Source organism: Flaviflagellibacter deserti, from assembly GCF_042652085.1.
In the GTDB taxonomy this organism is placed as follows: Bacteria; Pseudomonadota; Alphaproteobacteria; order Rhizobiales; family Methylopilaceae; genus Flaviflagellibacter; species Flaviflagellibacter deserti.
In genome coordinates, this window is record NZ_JBHSJF010000008.1 from 68,757 (window position 1) to 89,244 (window position 20,488).

27 protein-coding genes are annotated in these 20,488 nt (G+C 63.9%); 18 read left to right on the forward strand and 9 right to left on the reverse strand.

The window, feature by feature from the left end; genetic code table 11:
• Positions 1-51: 51 nt before the first annotated feature.
• Complete coding sequence (locus ACFPFW_RS15955; RefSeq protein ID WP_379771569.1) at positions 52-1,350, reverse strand: ActS/PrrB/RegB family redox-sensitive histidine kinase; 1,299 nt, start codon at positions 1,348-1,350, stop codon at positions 52-54.
• A gap of 106 nt (positions 1,351-1,456) precedes the next feature.
• On the opposite strand from ACFPFW_RS15955, the gene ACFPFW_RS15960 reads away from it, so the two are divergent.
• The 4 genes from ACFPFW_RS15960 (at position 1,457) to ACFPFW_RS15975 (ending at position 4,069) form a co-directional block, all read left to right on the forward strand.
• Positions 1,457-2,221 (forward strand): ABC transporter ATP-binding protein, encoded by a 765-nt coding sequence (locus ACFPFW_RS15960; RefSeq protein ID WP_114958334.1) that lies wholly within the window; start codon positions 1,457-1,459, stop codon positions 2,219-2,221.
• Positions 2,218-3,033 (forward strand): ABC transporter permease, encoded by an 816-nt coding sequence (locus ACFPFW_RS15965; protein ID WP_379771572.1) that lies wholly within the window; start codon positions 2,218-2,220, stop codon positions 3,031-3,033. The genes ACFPFW_RS15960 and ACFPFW_RS15965 overlap by 4 nt, the downstream gene beginning before the upstream one ends.
• A gap of 41 nt (positions 3,034-3,074) precedes the next feature.
• Positions 3,075-3,671 (forward strand): nucleotide exchange factor GrpE, encoded by a 597-nt coding sequence (gene grpE / locus ACFPFW_RS15970; protein ID WP_114958335.1) that lies wholly within the window; start codon positions 3,075-3,077, stop codon positions 3,669-3,671.
• Between the two features lie 98 nt (positions 3,672-3,769).
• The gene (locus tag ACFPFW_RS15975; protein WP_114958336.1) at positions 3,770-4,069 is read left to right on the forward strand and encodes a hypothetical protein; all 300 of its coding nucleotides are present in this window, start codon (positions 3,770-3,772) and stop codon (positions 4,067-4,069) included.
• On the opposite strand, the gene ACFPFW_RS15980 is transcribed toward ACFPFW_RS15975, so the two are convergent.
• Positions 4,053-4,679 (reverse strand): alpha-ketoglutarate-dependent dioxygenase AlkB family protein, encoded by a 627-nt coding sequence (locus ACFPFW_RS15980; RefSeq protein ID WP_379771575.1) that lies wholly within the window; start codon positions 4,677-4,679, stop codon positions 4,053-4,055. The genes ACFPFW_RS15975 and ACFPFW_RS15980 overlap by 17 nt on opposite strands.
• Positions 4,680-4,762: 83 nt before the next feature.
• Between ACFPFW_RS15980 and ACFPFW_RS15985 the strand changes: the two genes are divergently transcribed.
• The 10 genes from ACFPFW_RS15985 (at position 4,763) to irrA (ending at position 12,751) form a co-directional block, all read left to right on the forward strand.
• The gene (locus tag ACFPFW_RS15985; RefSeq protein ID WP_114958337.1) at positions 4,763-4,984 is read left to right on the forward strand and encodes a hypothetical protein; all 222 of its coding nucleotides are present in this window, start codon (positions 4,763-4,765) and stop codon (positions 4,982-4,984) included.
• Between the two features lie 190 nt (positions 4,985-5,174).
• Positions 5,175-7,079 (forward strand): molecular chaperone DnaK, encoded by a 1,905-nt coding sequence (gene dnaK, locus ACFPFW_RS15990; protein ID WP_114958338.1) that lies wholly within the window; start codon positions 5,175-5,177, stop codon positions 7,077-7,079.
• 151 nt (positions 7,080-7,230) lie between these two features.
• Positions 7,231-8,364, forward strand: a complete 1,134-nt coding sequence (gene dnaJ, locus ACFPFW_RS15995) for a molecular chaperone DnaJ (protein WP_114958339.1) — start codon at positions 7,231-7,233, stop codon at positions 8,362-8,364.
• A gap of 79 nt (positions 8,365-8,443) precedes the next feature.
• On the forward strand, positions 8,444-9,055 hold the full coding sequence (locus ACFPFW_RS16000; RefSeq protein WP_114958340.1) for a class I SAM-dependent methyltransferase: 612 nt from the start codon (positions 8,444-8,446) through the stop codon (positions 9,053-9,055).
• Between the two features lie 32 nt (positions 9,056-9,087).
• On the forward strand, positions 9,088-9,654 hold the full coding sequence (locus tag ACFPFW_RS16005) for an NADPH-dependent FMN reductase (protein WP_114958341.1): 567 nt from the start codon (positions 9,088-9,090) through the stop codon (positions 9,652-9,654).
• Positions 9,651-10,352: an orotidine-5'-phosphate decarboxylase gene (gene pyrF, locus ACFPFW_RS16010; RefSeq protein ID WP_114958342.1), complete on the forward strand. Its 702-nt coding sequence runs from the start codon at positions 9,651-9,653 to the stop codon at positions 10,350-10,352. Before ACFPFW_RS16005 ends, pyrF begins: the two co-directional genes overlap by 4 nt.
• Positions 10,353-10,379: 27 nt before the next feature.
• A complete protein-coding gene (locus ACFPFW_RS16015) occupies positions 10,380-10,673 on the forward strand; it encodes a DUF1330 domain-containing protein (RefSeq protein WP_114958343.1) in 294 nt (97 codons plus the stop codon).
• 42 nt (positions 10,674-10,715) lie between these two features.
• Positions 10,716-11,528: a 4-hydroxy-tetrahydrodipicolinate reductase gene (gene dapB / locus ACFPFW_RS16020; RefSeq protein ID WP_114958344.1), complete on the forward strand. Its 813-nt coding sequence runs from the start codon at positions 10,716-10,718 to the stop codon at positions 11,526-11,528.
• An 11-nt stretch (positions 11,529-11,539) separates the two neighbouring features.
• The gene (locus ACFPFW_RS16025; RefSeq protein WP_114958345.1) at positions 11,540-12,160 is read left to right on the forward strand and encodes a 2,3-bisphosphoglycerate-dependent phosphoglycerate mutase; all 621 of its coding nucleotides are present in this window, start codon (positions 11,540-11,542) and stop codon (positions 12,158-12,160) included.
• A gap of 120 nt (positions 12,161-12,280) precedes the next feature.
• A complete protein-coding gene (gene irrA / locus ACFPFW_RS16030) occupies positions 12,281-12,751 on the forward strand; it encodes an iron response transcriptional regulator IrrA (RefSeq protein WP_114958346.1) in 471 nt (156 codons plus the stop codon).
• 55 nt (positions 12,752-12,806) lie between these two features.
• Here irrA and ACFPFW_RS16035 read toward each other — a convergent pair whose 3' ends face one another.
• The 4 genes from ACFPFW_RS16035 to ACFPFW_RS16050 form a co-directional block, all read right to left on the reverse strand.
• Positions 12,807-13,289 carry an SRPBCC family protein gene (locus ACFPFW_RS16035; RefSeq protein WP_114958347.1) on the reverse strand — a complete coding sequence of 161 codons (483 nt, stop codon included), beginning with the start codon at positions 13,287-13,289 and terminating at the stop codon, positions 12,807-12,809.
• Entirely contained in the window at positions 13,286-13,633 is a 348-nt protein-coding gene (locus ACFPFW_RS16040; RefSeq protein WP_114958348.1) for an ArsR/SmtB family transcription factor, read from the reverse strand. Before ACFPFW_RS16040 ends, ACFPFW_RS16035 begins: the two co-directional genes overlap by 4 nt.
• Before the next feature lie 75 nt (positions 13,634-13,708).
• On the reverse strand, positions 13,709-14,344 hold the full coding sequence (locus tag ACFPFW_RS16045; RefSeq protein WP_114958349.1) for an MOSC domain-containing protein: 636 nt from the start codon (positions 14,342-14,344) through the stop codon (positions 13,709-13,711).
• 75 nt (positions 14,345-14,419) lie between these two features.
• Complete coding sequence (locus ACFPFW_RS16050) at positions 14,420-15,013, reverse strand: SH3 domain-containing protein (RefSeq protein WP_114958350.1); 594 nt, start codon at positions 15,011-15,013, stop codon at positions 14,420-14,422.
• Between the two features lie 154 nt (positions 15,014-15,167).
• Here ACFPFW_RS16050 and ACFPFW_RS16055 point away from each other — a divergent pair, with 154 nt between their 5' ends.
• Both ACFPFW_RS16055 and ACFPFW_RS16060 read left to right on the forward strand, forming a co-directional pair.
• A complete protein-coding gene (locus tag ACFPFW_RS16055; RefSeq protein ID WP_114958351.1) occupies positions 15,168-16,163 on the forward strand; it encodes a 2-hydroxyacid dehydrogenase in 996 nt (331 codons plus the stop codon).
• A 73-nt stretch (positions 16,164-16,236) separates the two neighbouring features.
• Positions 16,237-16,590 carry a hypothetical protein gene (locus ACFPFW_RS16060; protein WP_114958352.1) on the forward strand — a complete coding sequence of 118 codons (354 nt, stop codon included), beginning with the start codon at positions 16,237-16,239 and terminating at the stop codon, positions 16,588-16,590.
• Between the two features lie 136 nt (positions 16,591-16,726).
• Here the strand turns inward: ACFPFW_RS16060 and ACFPFW_RS16065 are convergent, their stop codons facing one another.
• Both ACFPFW_RS16065 and ACFPFW_RS16070 read right to left on the reverse strand, forming a co-directional pair.
• Positions 16,727-17,506 carry a HesA/MoeB/ThiF family protein gene (locus ACFPFW_RS16065; protein ID WP_379771581.1) on the reverse strand — a complete coding sequence of 260 codons (780 nt, stop codon included), beginning with the start codon at positions 17,504-17,506 and terminating at the stop codon, positions 16,727-16,729.
• A gap of 131 nt (positions 17,507-17,637) precedes the next feature.
• Complete coding sequence (locus tag ACFPFW_RS16070; protein ID WP_114958354.1) at positions 17,638-18,231, reverse strand: 2-hydroxychromene-2-carboxylate isomerase; 594 nt, start codon at positions 18,229-18,231, stop codon at positions 17,638-17,640.
• Positions 18,232-18,353: 122 nt separating this feature from the next.
• On the opposite strand from ACFPFW_RS16070, the gene ACFPFW_RS16075 reads away from it, so the two are divergent.
• Positions 18,354-19,586 carry an argininosuccinate synthase gene (locus ACFPFW_RS16075; protein ID WP_114958355.1) on the forward strand — a complete coding sequence of 411 codons (1,233 nt, stop codon included), beginning with the start codon at positions 18,354-18,356 and terminating at the stop codon, positions 19,584-19,586.
• A 17-nt stretch (positions 19,587-19,603) separates the two neighbouring features.
• On the opposite strand, the gene ACFPFW_RS16080 is transcribed toward ACFPFW_RS16075, so the two are convergent.
• Positions 19,604-19,813 carry a hypothetical protein gene (locus ACFPFW_RS16080; protein WP_114958356.1) on the reverse strand — a complete coding sequence of 70 codons (210 nt, stop codon included), beginning with the start codon at positions 19,811-19,813 and terminating at the stop codon, positions 19,604-19,606.
• A 266-nt stretch (positions 19,814-20,079) separates the two neighbouring features.
• Here ACFPFW_RS16080 and ACFPFW_RS16085 point away from each other — a divergent pair.
• The coding region (locus ACFPFW_RS16085) for an NAD-dependent epimerase/dehydratase family protein (RefSeq protein WP_379771584.1) at positions 20,080-20,488 on the forward strand (409 nt) is incomplete at its 3' end.

Consider the following 20,488-nt stretch of genomic DNA (forward strand, 5'->3'; position numbering starts at 1 on the left):
GCGCATGTACTGCCCAAAAGGCCCATCACACAAGAGCGGGCTGTAATTGCTTCAGTGTTTGGCTAACGCAAAAGCGGATTTCGGCCAGCTGATCGAAACCAGCGCGCCGATCTCTCCATTGGCAAATTCGACTTTGGCCCCGGAGCGTTCGAGCAGGGTCTTAGCGATGAATACGCCAAGACCGAGACCCGGGCGCTCATGATCTTCCTCCGATCGCCGCGCGCTGCGGGTCGTGAGATAGGGATCTCCCAGGCGCGCTAACACGTCGTAGGGGAAGCCCGGGCCGTCGTCCGAAATCGCGATCGTCACCCGATCGCCGCTCCAGCCGGCGTCGATCCGGACCCTCTCATTGGCGAAGTCGACCGCGTTCTCGACCAGATTGCCGAGCCCGTAGAGCACGCCCGGATTGCGTCGAAGCGCAGGTTCCTTGCCCGCGCCTTCAGCCACGATCTCGATGGCGACGCCGAACTCGCGGTGCGGCGAGACCACGTCCTCGATCAGATGGCGAATCGTCATGTGCTCGTGCGGTGCGTCTTCCTCGTGCAGCGAGGTCAGCTTCTGCAGAATCTCCCGGCAGCGGTCGACCTGTTCGCGCAGCAGCACGACATCGTCCTTCATCGGTCCGTCGGGCACCGCGCGTTCCAGCTCGCGGGCGACGAGGCGGATCGTGGCGAGCGGGGTGCCGAGCTCATGCGCGGCAGCGGCGGCAAGGCCATCGAGCGCCGAGATGTGCTGCTCGCGGGCAAGAACGAGTTCGGTCGCGGCGAGCGCTTCCGACAACTGCCGGCCCTCCTCCGCGACGCGCCAGGCGTAGATGCCGATGAATCCGAGCGCGAGCGACAGCGCCGTCCAGACGCCGACCACATAGAGCGTCGGCAGGTCGAAGCGCTGTTCCGGCCACGGCAGCGGCATGTGAGAGACGGTCAGTACGCTGACCAGCGCAAAGGCGAGCAGCCCAAGCAATGTCGTCGGCAGCGGCGGAAGGCTGGTCGCCGAGATCAGCACCGGCGCGAGGAAGAGGATCGCGAAGGGATTGTCGAGCCCGCCCGTCAGTGCGAGCAGCGCCGCCAACTGCACGATGTCGAAACCGAGCATCAGCGCCGCCCGCATCGCATCGAGACGTTCGGTGACCGGATAGGCCACGCGCAGGAGCACGTTCAGAATCGCCGACACCGCGATGACCGCGAGACAGGCCAGGAGCGGCAGCTCGACGCCGAATCCGTAATAGACGCCGAGCACCGTCAGCGTCTGGCCAACGATGGCGAGCCAGCGGAGCTTGATGAGCGTGTCGAGGCGCAGCCGGCGATGGGTCGGCGTGACGGTGTCGCGAGCCTGAAGATCGATCATCATGAGCGCCTTCTATTCACCGCGCTCCGTCGTGGAAAGAGCGTCGAGTCTCGATTATTCGCCCCTCCCGGCCTAGATAGACGGCTCCGTTCACCGCAGAGCGCGTCCGATGCACGCCCCGCCACCCGCCATCGAGGTCGAGAACCTCGTCAAAGTCTACCGCCGCACCACCGCCGTCGACGGCATCAATCTGTCGATCGCGTCCGGCAGCGTGGTCGGATTGCTCGGCGGCAACGGTGCCGGCAAGACCACGACCATCTCCAGCATCATGGGCCTGCTCCGACCAACCTCCGGCTCCGTCCGGGTGCTGGGCGCCGATATGATGCGTGACCGTTATCGCGTTCTGCACCGGATGAATTTCGAAAGCCCCTATGTCGACCTGCCCGGGCGCCTCACCGTGCGGCAGAACCTGCTGGTCTTCGCCCGGCTTTATGGCGTGCCGGACATCGTGGCCCGGATCGCGACGCTCGCCGACGAACTCGATCTCCTGGATTTCATCGACCAGCCCTTCGGTCGCCTGTCGGCGGGTCAGAAGACCCGCGTTTCCCTCGCCAAGGCGCTGATCAACGATCCGGAAGTGCTTCTCCTCGACGAGCCGACCGCCTCGCTCGATCCGGATACCGCCGATTGGGTCAGGGCCCGCATCGCACGCCACCGCGAGGAGAAAGGCGCAACGATCCTCCTCGCCTCGCACAACATGAACGAGGTCGAGCGACTCTGCGATCGCGTGATCTTCATGCGCAAGGGCAAGATCGTCGCCGACGCCACGCCTCATCAGCTTCTCGAACGCTACGGCCGCGACACGCTGGAAGAGGTCTTCCTTGATGTCGCCCGCGGCCGCGCCAAGGCTGCCGCACTGGCGGAAACATTATGACCCTCGCAACCTCGCCCAGCTTCTCGCCCGCCCGGATCGGCGCCATGGTAATGCGCCATTGGTATGTGCTCCGTTCGTCCTGGCCGCGCCTTCTCGAACTCGTCTACTGGCCAGCCGTGCAGATGCTGACCTGGGGCTTCCTCCAGGTCTATGTCGGACAGGCCTCGGGCCGCGTCGCCCTCGCCGCTGGCACGTTCCTCGGCGCAGTCCTCCTCTGGGACATTCTCTTCCGCGGCGGCCTTGGCTTCTCGATCTCATTCCTCGAGGAGATGTGGGCGAGAAACGTCGGCAATCTGATGATGAGCCCGCTGCGTCCGGCGGAGTTCATCGCCTCGCTCGCGATCATGAGCGTGATCCGGCTCGTCATTGGCGTCGTTCCGGTGACATTGATCGCCTGGCCGCTGTTCGGCTTCAATCTCTGGTCGATGGGTCTGCCGCTCGCCGCCTTCTTCGCCAATCTGATCCTGACGAGCTGGGCCTTGTCCCTGATGGTCTCCGGGCTGATCCTCAGGAACGGCCTCGGCGCCGAAGGGCTCGCGTGGACGCTGATGTTCATCCTGATGCCGCTTTGCGCGGTCTACTATCCCGTCTCGATCATGCCCGAATGGCTGCAATGGGCGGCCTGGACCATGCCTCCGACCTATGTCTTCGAGGGCATGCGCGCTCTCCTGCTCGATCATCAATTCAGAGGCGACCTCATGCTGATCTCGTTCGTCCTGAATCTTCTGCTCTTCGCGGTCGCGGTCGTGGTCTATCTTTATCTCCTGGAACGCTCCCGCGTCGCCGGCTCGCTTTTGGGTTCCGGCGAGTAGCGCTTGATTTTCACGACAACCCGCCTGATATCCGGACCACCATGACACAGAGCGATATCGACGACCGCGACGAGCGGACCGAGGCCATGCCCGAAAACGAGCAGACCGCGACCGAGCAGCAGCCGGACGAACTCACGCGGCTCCAGACCGAGCACGCGGAAATGCGCGACCGCGTTCTGCGCACGCTTGCCGAGATGGAGAACCTGCGCAAACGCACCGAGCGCGAGGTTGCCGACGCCAAGGCCTATGCGGTCTCGACGTTCGCGCGCGACCTCCTCAGCGTCGCCGACAATCTCGATCGCGCGCTGAGCGCCGTTCCCCCCGACGACGAGGATCCTGCGCTGAAATCGCTCGTCGAGGGCGTCGCGATGACCGGCCGCGAATTGCAGTCGACACTTGCCAAGCACGGCGTCACCAAGATCGAACCCGCGCCCGGCGAGAAATTCGATCCGAACCTGCATCAGGCCATGTTCGAGGTACCGGATCCGAACCAGCCCTCGGGGAGCGTCGTCCAGGTCGTCGTTCCGGGCTTCGCCATTTCCGGTCGCCTGTTGCGTCCGGCCATGGTCGGCGTGTCGAAGGGTGGGCCCAAGGCCGCCGCCAACGGCGAAGGCGCCGGAATCGACAAATCGGCCTGATCAGACCCTTAATGGCTCGTTAACTCTGGATTTATTGGGCGGGATCAAATCCTTCGCTGCGCGATTGACAAAATGTCGCAGCAGCGGAGGGTTAGGCCATGCCGCGTTTCAATCTCAGGAATCACTCCGATCCTGGCGAAGTTTGCGTCACGATCAGCAGATCGGGCGCCACGGCTTCGATCACGCCGCCGGCGAGCTATCGGCCCGACCTCGACATCCGCGACATGCGGCTTTCGACCGCGCTGCACGTGGCCGCCGCCCTCGCTCTGCGGCTCGGGACCGACGTCACCATCGTCGACGAGAACGATGCGGTCTTCTTCATCGAGGACGATTTGTCGGATCTGACTTTCGTGGATGCCGGACCGACCGACCTTCTGCCGTTCAAGCGGGCTTCGTAACCCGCCTCAGCGTCAGGTTGATCCTTCCGCCCTGCGGCAGGAGGCTCGACGAACCGGCGATCACCCGGTCCACACCGTGAAAAGCAAGCCGGGACGCTCCGCCGAGCACGAAGGCGTCGCCGCTTTCCAGACGAATCGAGCGCGTCGGGTGCTTGCGATCCTGTCCGCCGATTCGGAACACCGCCGTATCGCCCAGCGACAGCGACACGACCGGCGCATGGAAATCCTCTTCGTCGCGGTCCTGGTGCAGACCCATTCGCGCACCCTCATCGTACCAGTTCACGAGGCATGCCTCGGGCGGATGAGGATAATCCGCGAGTCTGTCCCAGGTATTCCGCACGACCTCCGGCATAGCGGCCCACGGCCGCCCGGTATCTGGATGCTCGGCCTGATAGCGGTAGCCGGTTTCGTCCGACACCCACCCAAGCGCACCGAGATTCGTCATGCGAACCGAGAACGGTTTGCCGGTTTTCGGCATGCGCGGCTGGAACAAGGGGTTTTCGCGCAGCAGGGCTCGCAAGTCATCGACAAGCTTTTCTTGCGCCGATCGGTCAAGGAATCCGGGCACATAGCGTGCTCCGGGGGCCAATAATATCTCGCCGCTCACCATTCTACGATCTGCCCTCTTGCCGAGCGGCTTTTTTGCGCTTTCTCTTATAGTTAGGGCACGTCAGAGGCCCGGAGGAAACGCGCATGACCAGCTATGTCATGAAGAACCTGCAGGTCGATCTCGTCGGCAATACAGCATCCGTTTGCATCTCCTGCGATGGTGGCAAGGGACCGACGGTCATCAACATGAACTTCCCGATGCATGTCAGCTCGCAGCTCGGCGAGAAGGATCTTCGCGCACTAACACGCGATAAAGTGAAGCTCGTACTGACCCGCGCGCTGGAGTGCATCCAGCAGGAAGCGTGATGGGATTCATCACAGAGGCTTGATGAGGCTCCTTGCGGCCAAATTGACCCTTCTTATATAGCTGCCATCGCTGCGCAGAGGGCGCGGCTCAAGGGGACCGGCCTCCCGTTTGCTGAAAACGGGCCGGGCTTCGAACCCGGGCCGCTTCGGGGCCCGATCATGGTCTCGCTTAAGAGAAGGGAACAGACACATGGCCAAGGTCATTGGCATCGACCTCGGAACGACCAATTCATGCGTCGCCGTCATGGACGGCTCGACGCCCAAAGTCATTGAGAACGCCGAGGGCGCGCGCACGACGCCCTCGATCGTCGCATTCACCGATGATGGCGAACGCCTCGTCGGCCAGCCGGCCAAGCGCCAGGCGGTCACCAACCCGGAACACACCATTTTCGCGGTGAAGCGCCTCATCGGCCGTCGCTACGACGACGCCGAGGTCGTGAAGGCCCGCAATCTTTCTCCGTTCAAGATCGTCAAGGGCGACAACGGCGACGCCTGGGTCGAGATCGAGGGCAAGAAATATTCGCCCGCCCAGATCTCCGCCTTCACCCTGCAGAAGATGAAGGAGACCGCGGAAGCCCATCTCGGCCAGCCGGTGACGCAGGCCGTCATTACGGTTCCCGCCTATTTCAACGACGCGCAGCGCCAGGCGACCAAGGACGCAGGCAAGATCGCGGGTCTTGAGGTTCTCCGCATCATCAACGAGCCGACGGCGGCGGCGCTTGCCTACGGCCTCGACAAGAAGAATTCCGGCGTCATCGCGGTCTACGACCTCGGCGGCGGCACCTTCGACGTGTCGATCCTCGAGATCGGCGACGGCGTGTTCGAGGTGAAGTCGACCAACGGCGACACCTTCCTCGGTGGCGAAGACTTCGACAACCGCCTTGTCGGCTACCTCGCGGACGAGTTCAAGAAGGAGCAGGGCATCGACCTGCGCAACGACAAGCTCGCGCTGCAGCGCCTGAAAGAGGCGGCCGAGAAGGCGAAGATCGAGCTGTCGTCCGCCCAGCAGACGGAGGTCAACCTGCCGTTCATCACGGCCGATGCCTCCGGCCCGAAGCATCTGACGCTGAAGCTGACCCGCGCCAAGTTCGAGGCTCTGGTCGACGATCTCGTCCAGAAGACCGTCGAGCCGTGCCGCAAGGCGCTGAAGGATGCCGGCCTGTCGGCGTCCGACATCGATGAAGTGGTCCTCGTCGGCGGCCAGACCCGCATGCCGAAGGTCCAGGAGATCGTGAAGCAGTTCTTCGGCAAGGAGCCGCACAAGGGCGTCAACCCGGACGAAGTCGTCGCCATCGGTGCCGCCGTCCAGGCCGGCGTTCTCCAGGGCGACGTCAAGGACGTGCTCCTGCTCGACGTGACCCCGCTGTCGCTCGGCATCGAGACGCTCGGCGGCGTGTTCACTCGTCTGATCGACCGCAACACGACGATCCCGACCAAGAAGTCGCAGACCTTCTCGACGGCCGAGGACGGCCAGACGGCGGTCACGATCCGCGTCTTCCAGGGCGAACGTGAGATGGCGGCCGACAATAAGGCGCTCGGCCAGTTCGATCTCGTCGGCATCCCGCCGGCGCCGCGCGGTACGCCGCAGATCGAGGTCACGTTCGACATCGACGCCAACGGTATCGTGAACGTCACCGCGAAGGACAAGGCGACCGGCAAGGAGCAAGCGATCCGCATCCAGGCCTCTGGCGGTCTTTCGGATTCCGACATCGAGAAGATGGTCAAGGAAGCCGAGGCACACGCCGAAGAGGACAAGAAGCGCCGCGCGCTCGTCGAGGCCAAGAACCAGGGCGAGAGCCTTGTCCATCAAACCGAAAAATCGATCGCCGATCTCGGCGACAAGGTCCCGGCGGCCGACAAGTCGGCAGCGGAAGGCGCGATCGCGGAACTCCGCACCGCGCTCGAGGGCGAGGACGTCGACGACATCCGCGCCAAGACCGCGACCCTGATGCAGGTCTCGATGAAGATCGGCGAAGCCGCCTATGCGGCCGGCCAGGGAGGTGGCGAGAGCGCCTCCGGCGCCTCGCAGGGCCCGAACGAGGATGTGGTCGACGCCGACTTCGAGGAAGTCGACGACGACAAGAAGTCGGCGTAATAGCTCGCCGGAACTGACGATGCGCGCCCGTCCGCACCACGTGGAATCCGCGACTGCGGACGGGGCACATCCTTTGCAGGCCCCGTCGGGCGAGATGCGTCTTGCGTGTCTCCGGACGGGGTTTTCTGTTTTTGGGGCTGAAGACTGACCGATGGCCATGCGCTGCTTTTACGAAACGCTCGGTGTCGATCGCACCGCCAAGGATGGAGAGCTGAAATCGGCCTTCCGCAAGCTCGCGATGGAATGCCATCCGGATCGCAATCCGGGCGATGCTGCCGCCGAGGCGAAATTCAAGGAAATCAATGCCGCCTATGAGGCGCTGAAGGATCCGCAGAAGCGTGCGGCCTATGACCGTTTCGGCCACGCGGCGTTCGAGAACGGCGGCGGCATGGGTGCCGGCGGCTTCGGCAACGATTTCGGCGCCTCGATGTCGGACATCTTCGAGAGCATGTTCGGCGACATGATGAGCGGCGGCGGACGCCGCGCCGGACGCTCGTCCGGCCGCGAGCGCGGCTCTGATCTCCGCTACAACATGGAGATCACGCTCGAGGACGCCTTCAATGGCAAGGTTGCACAGATCAAGCTGCCGACGCCGGTCACCTGCGAGAAATGCAGCGGCTCAGGCGCCAAGGCCGGCTCGAAGCCGCACACCTGTCACACTTGCGGAGGCGCCGGAAAGGTCCGTGCGAGCCAGGGCTTCTTCCTGCTCGAGCGCACCTGCCCGACCTGCCACGGCCGCGGCGAGACGATCGACGATCCTTGCGATGCCTGCGCGGGCGCGGGTCGTGTGACACGCGAGCGCACGCTCCAGGTCAACATCCCGGCAGGCGTCGAGGAGGGGACCCGCATCCGGCTCGGCGGCGAGGGCGAAGCCGGCCTGCGCGGCGGTCCGTCGGGCGACCTCTACATCTTCCTCACGATCGAGGAACATCCCTTCTTCCAGAGGGACGGGGCGGATCTCTATTGCCGGGTCCCGGTGGCGATGTCGGAGGCCGCTCTCGGCACCGAAATCGAGGTACCGACTATTGGCGGAGAGCGCTCGAAACTGAAGATTTCTGAGGGAACGCAGCCCGGAAAACAGTTTCGCCTTAAAGGAAAGGGGATGCCGGTCTTGCGTTCGCGCGAATTCGGCGATCTTTATATCCAGGTCGACGTCGAGATTCCGAAGAACCTCAGCAAACGGCAGCGCGAACTTCTCGAGGAATTCCGGCAGGCTTCATCTGAAGCCAACCATCCCGAGTCATCTGGCTTCTTCGCCAAGGTGAAGGACCTGTTCGGCGGCTGAGGAACAACGGAGTTGCGACGCGGCGTCCGGGCGGATGGAACCCGGAGCGCGTCAGTTCTGTTCACATCCGCGATAAGACATGCCTCGCCCAGCACCCCTCGCCGAACGCCAGAAGAAACCGGTCTTTCAAGACGAGGCGCGCTTCATTCGTTCGTGGCTCGAAAAGCCACTTTCGATAGGCGCTGTCAGCCCGTCCGGAAAAGCGCTCGCCCGCATGATGGCGGCGCCTATGGATCCGGACCGAGATGGACAGATACTCGAACTGGGACCCGGCACGGGACCGGTCACTGAAGCCCTCATCGAGCGCGGGGTGCCCGAGGAACGGCTTCTACTCATCGAGTATAACCCGGGCTTTGTGACACTGCTGCGAAACCGTTTCCCGCGCGCCACGATCCTGCAGGGCGATGCCTACAACGTCCGTGGTGTTCTTCATGGCGTGCTCGACACACCGCTTGCGGGCGTCGTCTCCAGCCTGCCGCTGCTGACGCAGCCGGTGCCGCGCCGCGTTCGCCTGCTGCGCCATTGTCTGGCGCTGACTCAGCCGGGCGCGCCGTTTAGCCAATTCACCTATTCGGTCGCGCCACCTATCCCGCTTCTCACCATCGGCGACGCCAATGCCGAAGGCAGTCCAGTCGTTTGGCGCAATATTCCCCCGGCAAGGGTCTGGACCTACCGTCTTCCCTCCGCGTAAACCTTGAGGAATATTCTCGGAGGCGTGCGTACATGGCTGGCCCGAAAATCCTCGTTTTCGCGGGCAGCTTGCGCACCGGCTCGTTCAACGAGACGCTCGCGGCCTATGTGGCGCGGAAGCTGACCGAACTCGGCGCCGAGGTAACGCATGCCAGCCTCCGCGATTATCCGATGCCGCTCTATGACGGCGACCTCGAAGCGCGCGAGGGCGTTCCGGAGCGCGGCCAGGCTTTCGCGCTCCTGATGAGCCAGCACCTGGGCATTTTCATCGCCGGGCCGGAATACAATGCCGGCATCACGCCGCTGATGAAGAACACGCTCGACTGGGTCTCGCGGGTCGATCGCGGCTCGGCCTATAAGAACCGCATCTTCGCACTCGGCGCCGCCTCCGACGGTCCGCGCGGCGGCTATCGCAGCCTGATCCACACCCGCCACGTCCTCGAGCTCGGCTGCGCGGCCATGGTCCAGCCGGAGATGGTCGCGGTCTCGGGCGCCTCGAAGGCCTATGACGAGAACGGCGAGTTGATCGGCCCGACGGCGAAGGTCGCCGCGAACACGCTCTCGGCCCTTGTCGCCAACGCGAAGCGGTACGCCGCGTGAGCCAAATACCCGCCCGCGACCGGCTGATCGTCGCCCTCGACATTCCGGACGTCGAACGCGCCTCGCGACTCGTCGCGGAACTCGGCGACAGCGTCACCTTCTACAAGATCGGCTACGAGCTCGGCTTCGCCGGCGGCCTCCCGCTCGCCGAGCGGCTGGCCGGCGAGGGCAAGCAGATCTTTCTCGATTTCAAACTGCACGACATCGGCAATACCGTCGCCCGCGGCGTCGCTAGCCTGTCGAAGATCGGCGCGACCTTCCTTACCGTGCACGCCTATCCGCAGACCATGCGCGCGGCCATCGAGGGCCGGGGCGACGCCCAGGTGAAGCTCCTCGCCGTGACCGTCCTGACCTCCTATGACGACCAGGACGCCGCCGAGGCGGGCTATGCGCTGGCCATCCGCGACCTCGTCCGGCTGCGCGCCGAACAGGCCCGCACCATCGGCATCGACGGCGTCGTCTGCTCGGCGGCGGAAACCTCTCTCGTCCGCGACGTCGCCGGCTCGTCCATGGCGATTGTCACGCCCGGCATCCGCCCGGCTGGCGCCGCGACCGGCGACCAGAAACGCACGCTCACCCCCGCCGAAGCGATCGCCGCCGGCGTCGACTACCTCGTCGTCGGCCGTCCGGTGACGGCATCGCCCGACCCGAAGGCATCGGCCGAAGCGATCGTTCAGGAAATCTCGGTCGCGCTTTGACGCGCGCCGCATAACAAAGGAAACGCCATGGCAAAGGGTTACTGGATCGGCCGGCTGACGGTCACCAATCCGGACGGGTTCCAGGACTACGCCGCGATCAGCGCCGGCATCGTTCAGGGACATGGCGGCAAATATCTCGTTCGCGGCGGCAAGTTCGATGCGGTCCAGGGCGATGCGCGCGAGCGCAACGTCGTCATCGAATTCGAAAGCTACGAAGCGGCGCTCGCCGCCTGGAACTCGTCCGATTACCAAGACGCCAAGAAAAAGCGCGACGGGAACTGCGAAGCCGAATTCGTGGTTGTCGCGGGCTATGAGCCCTGAGATTGTGCGACCCAACAAGTGCTGGCCGGCTAGGAAATTTTGATGAGTGACATGCGTCTTGTGGTGGTCGGGGCGGCGGGCCGGATGGGCCGCGCCTTGATCCGCGCCATCACCGAGACCCCCGGCGCGGTACTGGCGGGCGCAATCGAGCGCCAAGGCTCGTCGGAAATCGGCCAGGATGCAGGCATCTTGGCGGGCCTGCCTCCGGGTGGCGTCAAGGTGACTGACGATCCGCTGCCGGTCTTTGCCGCGGCGGAGGGTGTGCTCGATTTCACGTCCCCGGCCGCGACAACTGCCTTTGCTAGTCTGGCAGCCCAGGCGCGCATCGTCCATGTCATCGGCACGACCGGCCTTGTCGAGACCGATCTCGACAAGCTCGATGCCGCCGCCCGTCATGCCGTCCTGGTCCGCTCCGGCAATATGAGCCTCGGCGTCAATCTCCTGGCGGCACTAGTCAAGCGCGCCGCAGCCGCTTTGCCGGACTTCGACATCGAAATTCTCGAAATGCATCACCGCCACAAGGTCGATGCGCCGTCTGGCACCGCACTGCTTCTCGGGGAGGCCGCGGCCGAGGGCCGCGACATCGATCTGTCGTCCTCCTCGGTTAGGAGCCGGGACGGCCATACCGGCGCAAGGCCCGGGGGTGCCATTGGTTTTGCCACCTTGCGCGGCGGGTCGGTCGTCGGCGAACATTCAGTCATTCTCGCCGGTCCCGGTGAACGCATCGAACTCAGCCACAAGGCTGAGGACCGCGCGATCTTCGCCAACGGAGCCGTCCGGGCTGCGCTCTGGGGGCGCGGAAAAAAGCCGGGTCACTATTCCATGGCCGACGTGCTCGGCCTCGCGGACGTCTGAAAGGGTCACCGATGGAGCGTACTCTGGTCCTTGTCCGCCACGGCCAAAGCGAGTGGAACCTCAAAAACCTGTTCACGGGCTGGAAAGATCCGGACCTGACCGAACTCGGCATCGAAGAGGCGAAGAAGGCCGGCGCACGGCTCCAGCACGACGGATATCGCTTCGACCTCGCCTTCACCTCCGAGCTCGTCCGCGCCCAACACACGCTGAATCTAATTCTCGAGGAACTCGGCCAGACCGGCATCCCGATCCGGTACGACATCGCCCTGAACGAGCGCGACTACGGCGACCTCAGCGGGCTCAACAAGGAAGAGGCCGCGAAAAATTGGGGCGAGGAACAGGTCCACACCTGGCGCCGCTCGTTTGCGGTGGCGCCACCCGGTGGCGAAAGCCTGCGCGACACGCTCGCTCGCACGCTCCCCTATTATGTCCGCGAGATCCTGCCGGAAGTCCTCTCGGGCAAGAACGTCATCGTCACGGCGCACGGCAATTCGCTGCGCGCACTGATCATGGTCCTGGAAGGCCTGAGTCCGGACGGCATCGTCGCCCGTGAACTCGAAACCGGGAGACCGATGGTCTATCAGTTCGACGCGGTTGGTCGCGTTATCGAGCACAAAGACCTGCTCGCTTAACCGCGCGGAGCGGTGGCATACCAGAAATGCTTGCGGGCCTTACACCTGTTTTGATACTGTGAATTTAATCGATCTCCGCCTCGGGCGGATTTTCCTTGTTTGAAGAGTGGAATTGAGCGAATGGCCGACGAGGCATCCAACAAGACCCTGGATTGCGGGCTTCGCCCCAGCGCCTGCGTTGCGCGCGATGTCGGCGGCCTGCTGCGCGGCGTCGGCCTGCGCCCGACACGTCAGCGAATCGCGCTCGGCCGCATGCTCTACGCCAAAGGCGACCGTCACGTGACGGCGGAAATCCTGCATGAAGAGGCGATGCGCGCCCGCGTCCCCGTCTCGCTCGCGACCGTCTACAACACGCTTCACCAGTTCACCGAGGCTGGCCTCCTGCGCGAAGTCGCGGTCGACGGCGCCAAGACCTATTTCGACACGAACGTCTCCGATCACCACCACTTCCTGATCGAGGGCGAAAACCAGCTGATGGACATCCACGGCGACCACATCACCCTCGACGGTCTGCCCGAGGCGCCGGAAGGCATGGAGATCGCCCGCGTTGACGTCGTCGTTCGCCTGCGCCGCAAGGGCAAGAACAGCTGATCGAATTCGCTTCGCGCGATGAAGAAACGGGAGCCTTTCGGCTCCTGTTTTCGTTTCAGGCCGGCAATTCGGCGAGGATGCTGTCCAGCCGCTCGTAACTAGCGGAAACGCCGCTCTCCATCGGGCTGTTGAGCACCGTGTCGCGCGCCTCTGTCGATTCGTAGAGGATGGTGACGCGCAACTCGGTCGTACTGTCCTTTTCGGTGAACGTCGTCGTCAGCAGAGCCTCGCCCGGATACCAGGGATCGTCGAAACGCTCGGTGTTGACCAGCCGTCCCGGCGGATCGATCTCACGGTAGACGCCACCGGCGCCCATCTCCTGCCCGCTCTCGTCGTTCCTCCAGACATACCGGTACTTGCCCCCAGGCCGCAGATCGACCTCGCAGACCGGCATCGACCATCCATCCGGTCCGAGCAGCCAGCGCCTGATGAATTCGGGCTTGGTATAGGCGTCGAAGACCAGCTGGCGCGGAGCTTTGAAGATACGCTCCATCACAAGCTCTCTATCGGCTTGCGCCGTGATCGTCAGCCTCTTCATGAATCGCTCCCGGTGTTTGTGGCCTTCAGGTCGTCGAGCAACGCGTCGAGGCGCTGGAAATTCGCCTCCCAGAGCGCCCGATAGCTCTCAAGCCACGCATTGGCCTGTTCGAGCGGCTTCGCTTCGATCCGGCACGGCCGCCGTTGACCGTCCCGACCTCGAGAGATCAGCCCGGCCTGTTCGAGCACCTTGAGATGCTTGGAGATCGCGGGCTGGCTCATCGAAAACGGTTTGACCAGATCGGTCACCGATGCGTCGCCGGAGGCGAGCCGGGCAAGGATCGCCCTGCGGGTGGGGTCCGCCAGAGCCGCGAAGGTCACGTCCAGATTTGCCGAAGCCAGCATCCATCACCAGTCAGTTATATAACTGACTGGTTATTACAATGGCTTCGCAGGCTCGTCAACCGACGAGGCGCGGCGTCAGGCCAACGCGGCCAAGCGCTTTTCGAAATCCGCGCGGATCTTCGGATGAATCGGCGAAGCCAATCCGCGCTTCAGCATATCGATCTCGATGTCCCGCTTGCCTTCCAGCGCCAGAAGATCACTGACCAGGACCGGCTCACCCATAAAGGATGTGTATTCGATCGGTTGTCCGGCCTGAAGGGCTCCCTCCTGAAGCACCCGGGCATAGGCGCCGGGCCGTCCTGCCTTGAAGAAACGCTTGGCCCAGGTCCTGTCGCCCATCCGCGCCGCGAATGTATTGCATGGCGTGCGATGCGAGGTGACTTCGAGCAGGACGGAGCCGATCGCGAAGCGGTCGCCGACCGAAAGCCGCCCTCCGTCGACACCGGATATCGTCAGGTTTTCGCCGAACGTTCCTGGTTCGAGTACTCGGCCCAGTTCCCCGGCCCAGAAGTCGTAATCGCTCTGCAGGTAGATGTAGACGGCCTGATCCGGCCCGCCGTGGTACTTGCGATCGATGATGGCGTCGCCAAGGAGTCCGAGCCTGCCGATTTCAACGGGCCCGTCGACCGGACGCTTGATGATCCCGGTCGGCGCGTGATGACCGGGCACATGCTCCGGCCGGCCGATATTGACGCTGAGAAGTCGGGCCATTCCGTCCTGCCTTTAGCCAAGCGTGCGTGAGGTCAGGATGTAGGCGTGCGCGCGCCCGGCGCAATCCGCCGGATGCTAGTCGAACTGTTCGCCCGGATAGATGCCCCAGAGCTTGTCCTGCTGCATCCAGCCGTCGAAGCCATCGCCCCAGATCCGGCACCACGAGCCGTCGCAGGCGGACACGCTGGCGAGGACCTTCGGCTGCAGCATCGCCACCACGGTCGCCTCGGAGGAACCGTTTCTGCGGAGCGGCAAGGTCGCCTCTTTCGACCAGGGCTCGATCAGGGCGGTACGGCGACCGGACAGGAGGCTATGGAAGACCCAGCCTTCGGCGCCGTCCTGATCGCGGATGCGTCGCCAATTGTCCCATTCGGCGGTGATTTCGACCGGCAGGCCGGCCCGGCTGAAGACCCAGGCGACATCCTGGTCGTTCGCGGGGCCGCGGCGGACATTCACCTTATCGGATTTCAGGCTGACGAAGCGCGGAATGGGCAGGCCACTGACAGGGCCGAGCGCCAGGGCGCCTCCCGCCGGCGAGGGTACTGCCTTGGCTGACTGCGCCTGCGCGATCACTGCACTGGACTCGCCGCCCCAATAGGTCACGGCAATACCGGTGCCTGCCACGATGGCGAGCACCGCCCCGATCCTGAACAGCTGACCGATACTCATTACTCAGCCCCGCTACGCCCCGCGCCCCGGATTGTCTTTGGAGCCCCGTTGATGGAAACTCCGGCGCGCCAGCGCCAGGACCGCTACAATACGATCCTCGCCGTTTACGAAAACCTAACCAGGCGGACGGCCGCCGGCCATCCACACTTCGCTTATGACCCGAAGCGCCAACGTCTTCGTCACCCGCAAACTGCCCGACTGCGTGGAAGCACGCATGCGCGAGCTGTTCGACGCACGGCTGAACGCCGACGACCGGCCGCTGACGCGAGACGAACTCGCCTCCGCGATGAAGACGGCGGACATATTGGTTCCAACCGTCACCGACAAGATCGACGCGGAACTTATCGATAGAGCGGGTCCAAACCTCAAGCTGATCGCGAATTTCGGGAACGGCATCGACCATATCGACGTCGCGGCGGCCCTCGCCAAGGGCATCACCGTCACCAACACCCCAGGGGTGCTGACCGAAGACACCGCCGACCTGACCATGGCGATGATCCTGGCAATGCCCCGCCGTGTCGCCGAGGGCGTGCGCATCATCCCCGACGGTCTGGATTGGCCCGGCTGGTCGCCGACCTGGATGCTCGGCCGGCGGCTCGGCGGCAAGCAGCTCGGTATTCTCGGCATGGGTCGCATCGGCCAGGCCGTCGCCCGCCGCGCCCGCGCCTTCGGGCTCGACGTGCACTACCACAACAGGAAGCCGGTCGCGGCCCGGATCGAGCAATCGCTGAACGCCACCTATTGGGAGAGCCTCGACCAGATGCTGGCCCGGGTCGACATCGTCTCGATTCACTGCCCGCGCACGCCCGCGACCTATCACCTGCTGGCATCGCGGCGGCTGAAACTCCTGAAGCCCGATGCCTACGTCATCAACACCGCGCGCGGCGAGATCGTCGACGAGGACGCCCTGATCGACCTCTTGCAGACCGATGCAATCGCCGGCGCCGCGCTCGACGTCTTCGAGGGCGAGCCGACGATCGATTCCCGCTGGGTCGAGCTCGCACGCAAGGGCAAGGTCCTCTTGATGCCGCATATGGGTTCGGCGACGATCGAGAGCCGCGTCGACATGGGCGAGAAGGTCATCGTCAACATCCGGACCTTCCTCGACAAGCACCGGCCGCCAGACCGTGTTTTGGCGAGTATGCTCTGAACGGCAAAGATTTCTGTTCCCTTTCTGTTCTGATTGTGGCTACATGCTCCGAGCATTTTCCGGAGGTCCAGCCATGTTGAAAGCCGCTTACGTCACCACGGCCCTGCTCGCGCTCGTCGGCCCCGCTCTTGCCTTGGAACTGATCCCGCCGTCCGACCTCAGCCAGTCATTCTTCGACGCCAAGCCGATCACGTCGACGGACGCGAAGGGTCGTGACGCGAAACTGATTTTCGCTCCCGGCGGCGCGGTCACCTTCACCAATGCCTCCGGCAGGGCATCGGAAGGTACGTGGCGTCTATCGGACGAGGGTTTCTGCATGACCGTCGGTGGCGCAAAACGCGAGAGCTGCTACATCGTCGTCAAGCAGAACGACGGAAAGCTCTCGGCGCTGAAGCGCTCTGGCCAGCCGTACACCTGGTCACGGTAGTTTCCCTCTCCTGCGAAGCGGGAGAGGGTCGAGTAGTCGTCAGACGACTGGGGGAGGGCAAGCACGATGCTCATTACCTCGATCATGCCCTCACCCGCTCGCTGCGCGAGTGACCTCTCCCGTAAACGGGAGAGCACTAAGGTCCGCCCGTAAAGCCGCTCAGCGGATTATCGGCATCCCAGCCATAGCTCACCGTCTCGAAGCGCATCGACCGCGCATCGATCATCAACAGTTTGCCGACCAATCCCTCACCGAAGGGGGCGATCTCACGGATTGCCTCCAGCGCCATCAGCGAGCCAGCGACGCCCGCCAGCGCACCGAGAACCCCGGCCTGTTCGCAGGCCGGGATCGATCCGTCCGGCGGCGGTTCGGGGAACAGGCAGCGATAGGTCGGGTTCGGCTTCCCCTCCGGACCGTTCTCATGCGCGCGGATGGTCGTGATCGCAGCATCCATCGTGCCGAGCCAGCCGATGACGAGAGTCCGCTTGGCGCTATAGGCGGCGTCGGAGACCAGATAGCGCGTCGAGAAATTGTCCGAACCGTCGAGAACGAGATCGTATTGGCCGATCAGCGCCTCGGCGTTGTCCGGTGCGATCCGGAACGCATGCTGCTCGACCGTGACATTCGGATTGATGTGCCTGAGTGCATCCGCGGCACTTTCGACCTTCAACCGCCCGGCGTCCGGCGTCCCATGTGCGACCTGCCGCTGGAGGTTCGACAGCGAAACGGTGTCATGGTCGACGATGCCGAGCGTGCCCACGCCTGCCGCCGCGAGATAGAGAAGAGCCGGGCTGCCGAGCCCGCCCGCGCCGATGACCAGAACCCGTGCTGCTTTCAGCTTCTGTTGCCCCGGTCCACCGATCTCACGCAGCACGATATGGCGGGCGTAACGCTCCAGTTCCTCGGATGACAGCACGGCCAGACTACTCCCGGCCGGCGAACGCGGCCTCGCGCCTCATATCGGATGTTCGGAGGCCGCTGCCAAGCCATCGATCTGACATCGAGAACCGAGCTCTCTCCGTCGCCGTCCTCCCTGAAACAGGTGCATCAGCCCTTCTTCGTCGCCCAGTCGAGCGCGTCTTCCATCCGGTCATGGCCCCAGAAGGGCTCCCCGCCGCCGGTGATGAAGAACGGCGCACCGAACACTTCGAGTGCTTCGGCATGCTCGGTTTGATGCCGCAATGCGAGCTTGATCGCGTCGTCCCGCGTTCTGTCGATCAACGCCGCGTCATGGCCGAGCGCGGCCAGCACGCCCGCGATGACCTCGACCTCGGAGATCGTCTTCCCCTCCCCGAATTGCGCCCGATAGACCGCAACCGTGAAATCCGGACGCGCCGTCTCGTCGAGTACGAGCGCGACCCGAGCCGCCAGAAGACTGTTCTGCGGAAAGCCCGGCGGTTCGGCGAATGGAAGACCGTATCTGGCGCAGATCCGGCCGAGATCGCGCCAAGCATAGGCGCCCTTTACCCGATCAGTCTTCAGCGGAGAGGTCGGCAGCCCCTTCCTGTTGAAGATCGGTCCGAGCAGAAACGGTCGCCACGTCACCGAGACGCCGCGATGTGCGGCTTCGTCCGCAATTCGCGCAGCCGCGGGATAGGAATAGGGCGAGGCGAAATCGTACCAGAAGTCGACATGCGGCATCGGATGCCCGCGCTCCCTATGAATCTAAACTTGCGCCGCGACCGCGCCTGACTAAGGTGCGCGCCAATTAGCGATATCGCTAACTAGCGATATTGCCTCCCGCCCTCGCACGGATCCTACGCATGGACAAGAAGTCCCCCAAGAAGGTGGTGCTCGCCTATTCAGGCGGCCTCGACACCTCGGTCATCCTGAAATGGCTGCAGACCGAATACGGCGCGGAGGTCGTCACCTTCACCGCCGATCTCGGCCAGGGCGAGGAGCTGGAACCCGCGCGCAAGAAGGCGGAACTCCTCGGCATCAAGCCGGAAAACATCTTCATCGAGGACCTGCGCGAGGAGTTCGTCCGCGATTTCGTGTTCCCGATGTTCCGCGCCAACGCGCTGTATGAGGGCCAGTACCTGCTCGGCACTTCGATCGCACGGCCGCTGATCTCGAAGAAGCAGATCGAGATCGCCCGGAAGACCGGCGCCGACGCGGTGGCGCACGGCGCGACCGGCAAGGGTAACGACCAGGTCCGTTTCGAGCTGGCCTATTACGCGCTCGAGCCCGAGATCACCATCATCGCCCCCTGGCGCGAATGGGACCTGACCTCGCGCACGCGCCTCCTCGAATTCGCCGAGGAGCACCAGATCCCGATCGCCAAGGACAAGCGCGGCGAGGCACCATTCTCGGTCGACGCCAATCTCCTGCACTCGTCCTCCGAGGGCAAAGTGCTGGAAGATCCGGCCGATGAGGCGCCCGAGCTCGTCTACCAGCGCACGATTTCGCCAGAGGACGCACCGGACAAGGCGACGATTATCACGATCGACTTCGAGGCCGGCGATCCGGTCGCCATCGACGGCGAGGCGCTGTCGCCGGCAACCCTCCTCACCCGCCTGAACGAGCTCGGTAAGGAGAACGGCATCGGCCGTCTCGATCTGGTCGAGAACCGTTTCGTCGGAATGAAGTCGCGCGGCATCTACGAGACGCCCGGCGGAACGATCCTGCACAAGGCCCATCGCGGCATCGAATCGATCACGCTCGACAGGGAGGCGCTCCACCTCAAGGAGAGCCTGATGCCGAAATATGCCGAACTCGTCTATTACGGCTTCTGGTTCGCGCCCGAGCGCGAAATGCTGCAGGCGCTCGTCGACAAGAGCCAGGAATTAGTCACCGGCCAGGTCCGCGTGAAGCTCTACAAAGGCAATGTCGACATCGTCGGCCGCTCCTCGCCGTATTCGCTCTACGACAAGGAGCTCGTCACCTTCGAGGAAGGCGCGGTCGCCTACGACCACCGCGATGCAGCGGGCTTCATCAAGCTCAACGCGCTGCGCCTGCGCACGCTCGCCGCGCGGAAACGCAAGACGGGCACCTGAGCGCGCCCGTCACGGCTTCAATTATCGCTGCCGAGCATCGTCCTGAGTGCTTCGGCGACATGACGTGTCACCCGGCGCTTGTACTTGCGGTGCACGAGTTGGCCGTTGTGGTAGATGTCCTGCTCGACATAGAGCGTCTGGCCGTCCCAGCGCAGCACATTGTCCGATTCGATCGTCTCGATGACGCCGAGATCGATCTTGATCTCACCTTCAGCCGCCTGGCCCATTCGTGTCCTCCGATCACGTCTTGTGCGTGAATGAACCGAGGATAGCCGACTATGCCTCGTCGGCAAGCAATCGCTTCAGCCGGCGTCACAAATCAGTCTTGTGGCGGTCCTAGGCGTGGACTCGAACTCGTCGGCCGATCCGCCCCCGCCTATGCCGGCGCCGGCACTTCGACCAAGATCATTGACCAGACATTCACCTGAACGGGATATTTGCCTCCCAATATCCGCGAATCCACCTCGCAGCCACGCTCCAGAAGGATGACTTCATGACGGTCCTCGTTACCGGCGGCGCCGGCTATATCGGCAGCCACATGGTCCTCAACCTGGTGGATCGCGGCGTGCCGACGATCGTACTCGACGATCTCTCCACGGGCTTTCGCTGGGCGGTCCCTCCGGGCGTGAGTTTCGTCGAGGGCGATGCCGGCGATACGCCGTTCCTGGAACGTCTGATCAAGGAGCACGGCGTCCAGTCGGTCATCCATTTCGCCGCGAAGATCGTGGTGCCGGATTCGGTTTCCGATCCGCTCGGTTATTACCGCTCGAACACGATGAAGACCCGCAACCTGCTGGAGGCAGTGGTCAATGGCGGCGCAAAGCGCTTCGTCTTCTCGTCGACTGCCGCCGTCTACGGCAATCCACCGGTCAATCCGGTGGGAGAGGACATCGCCCCCGCGC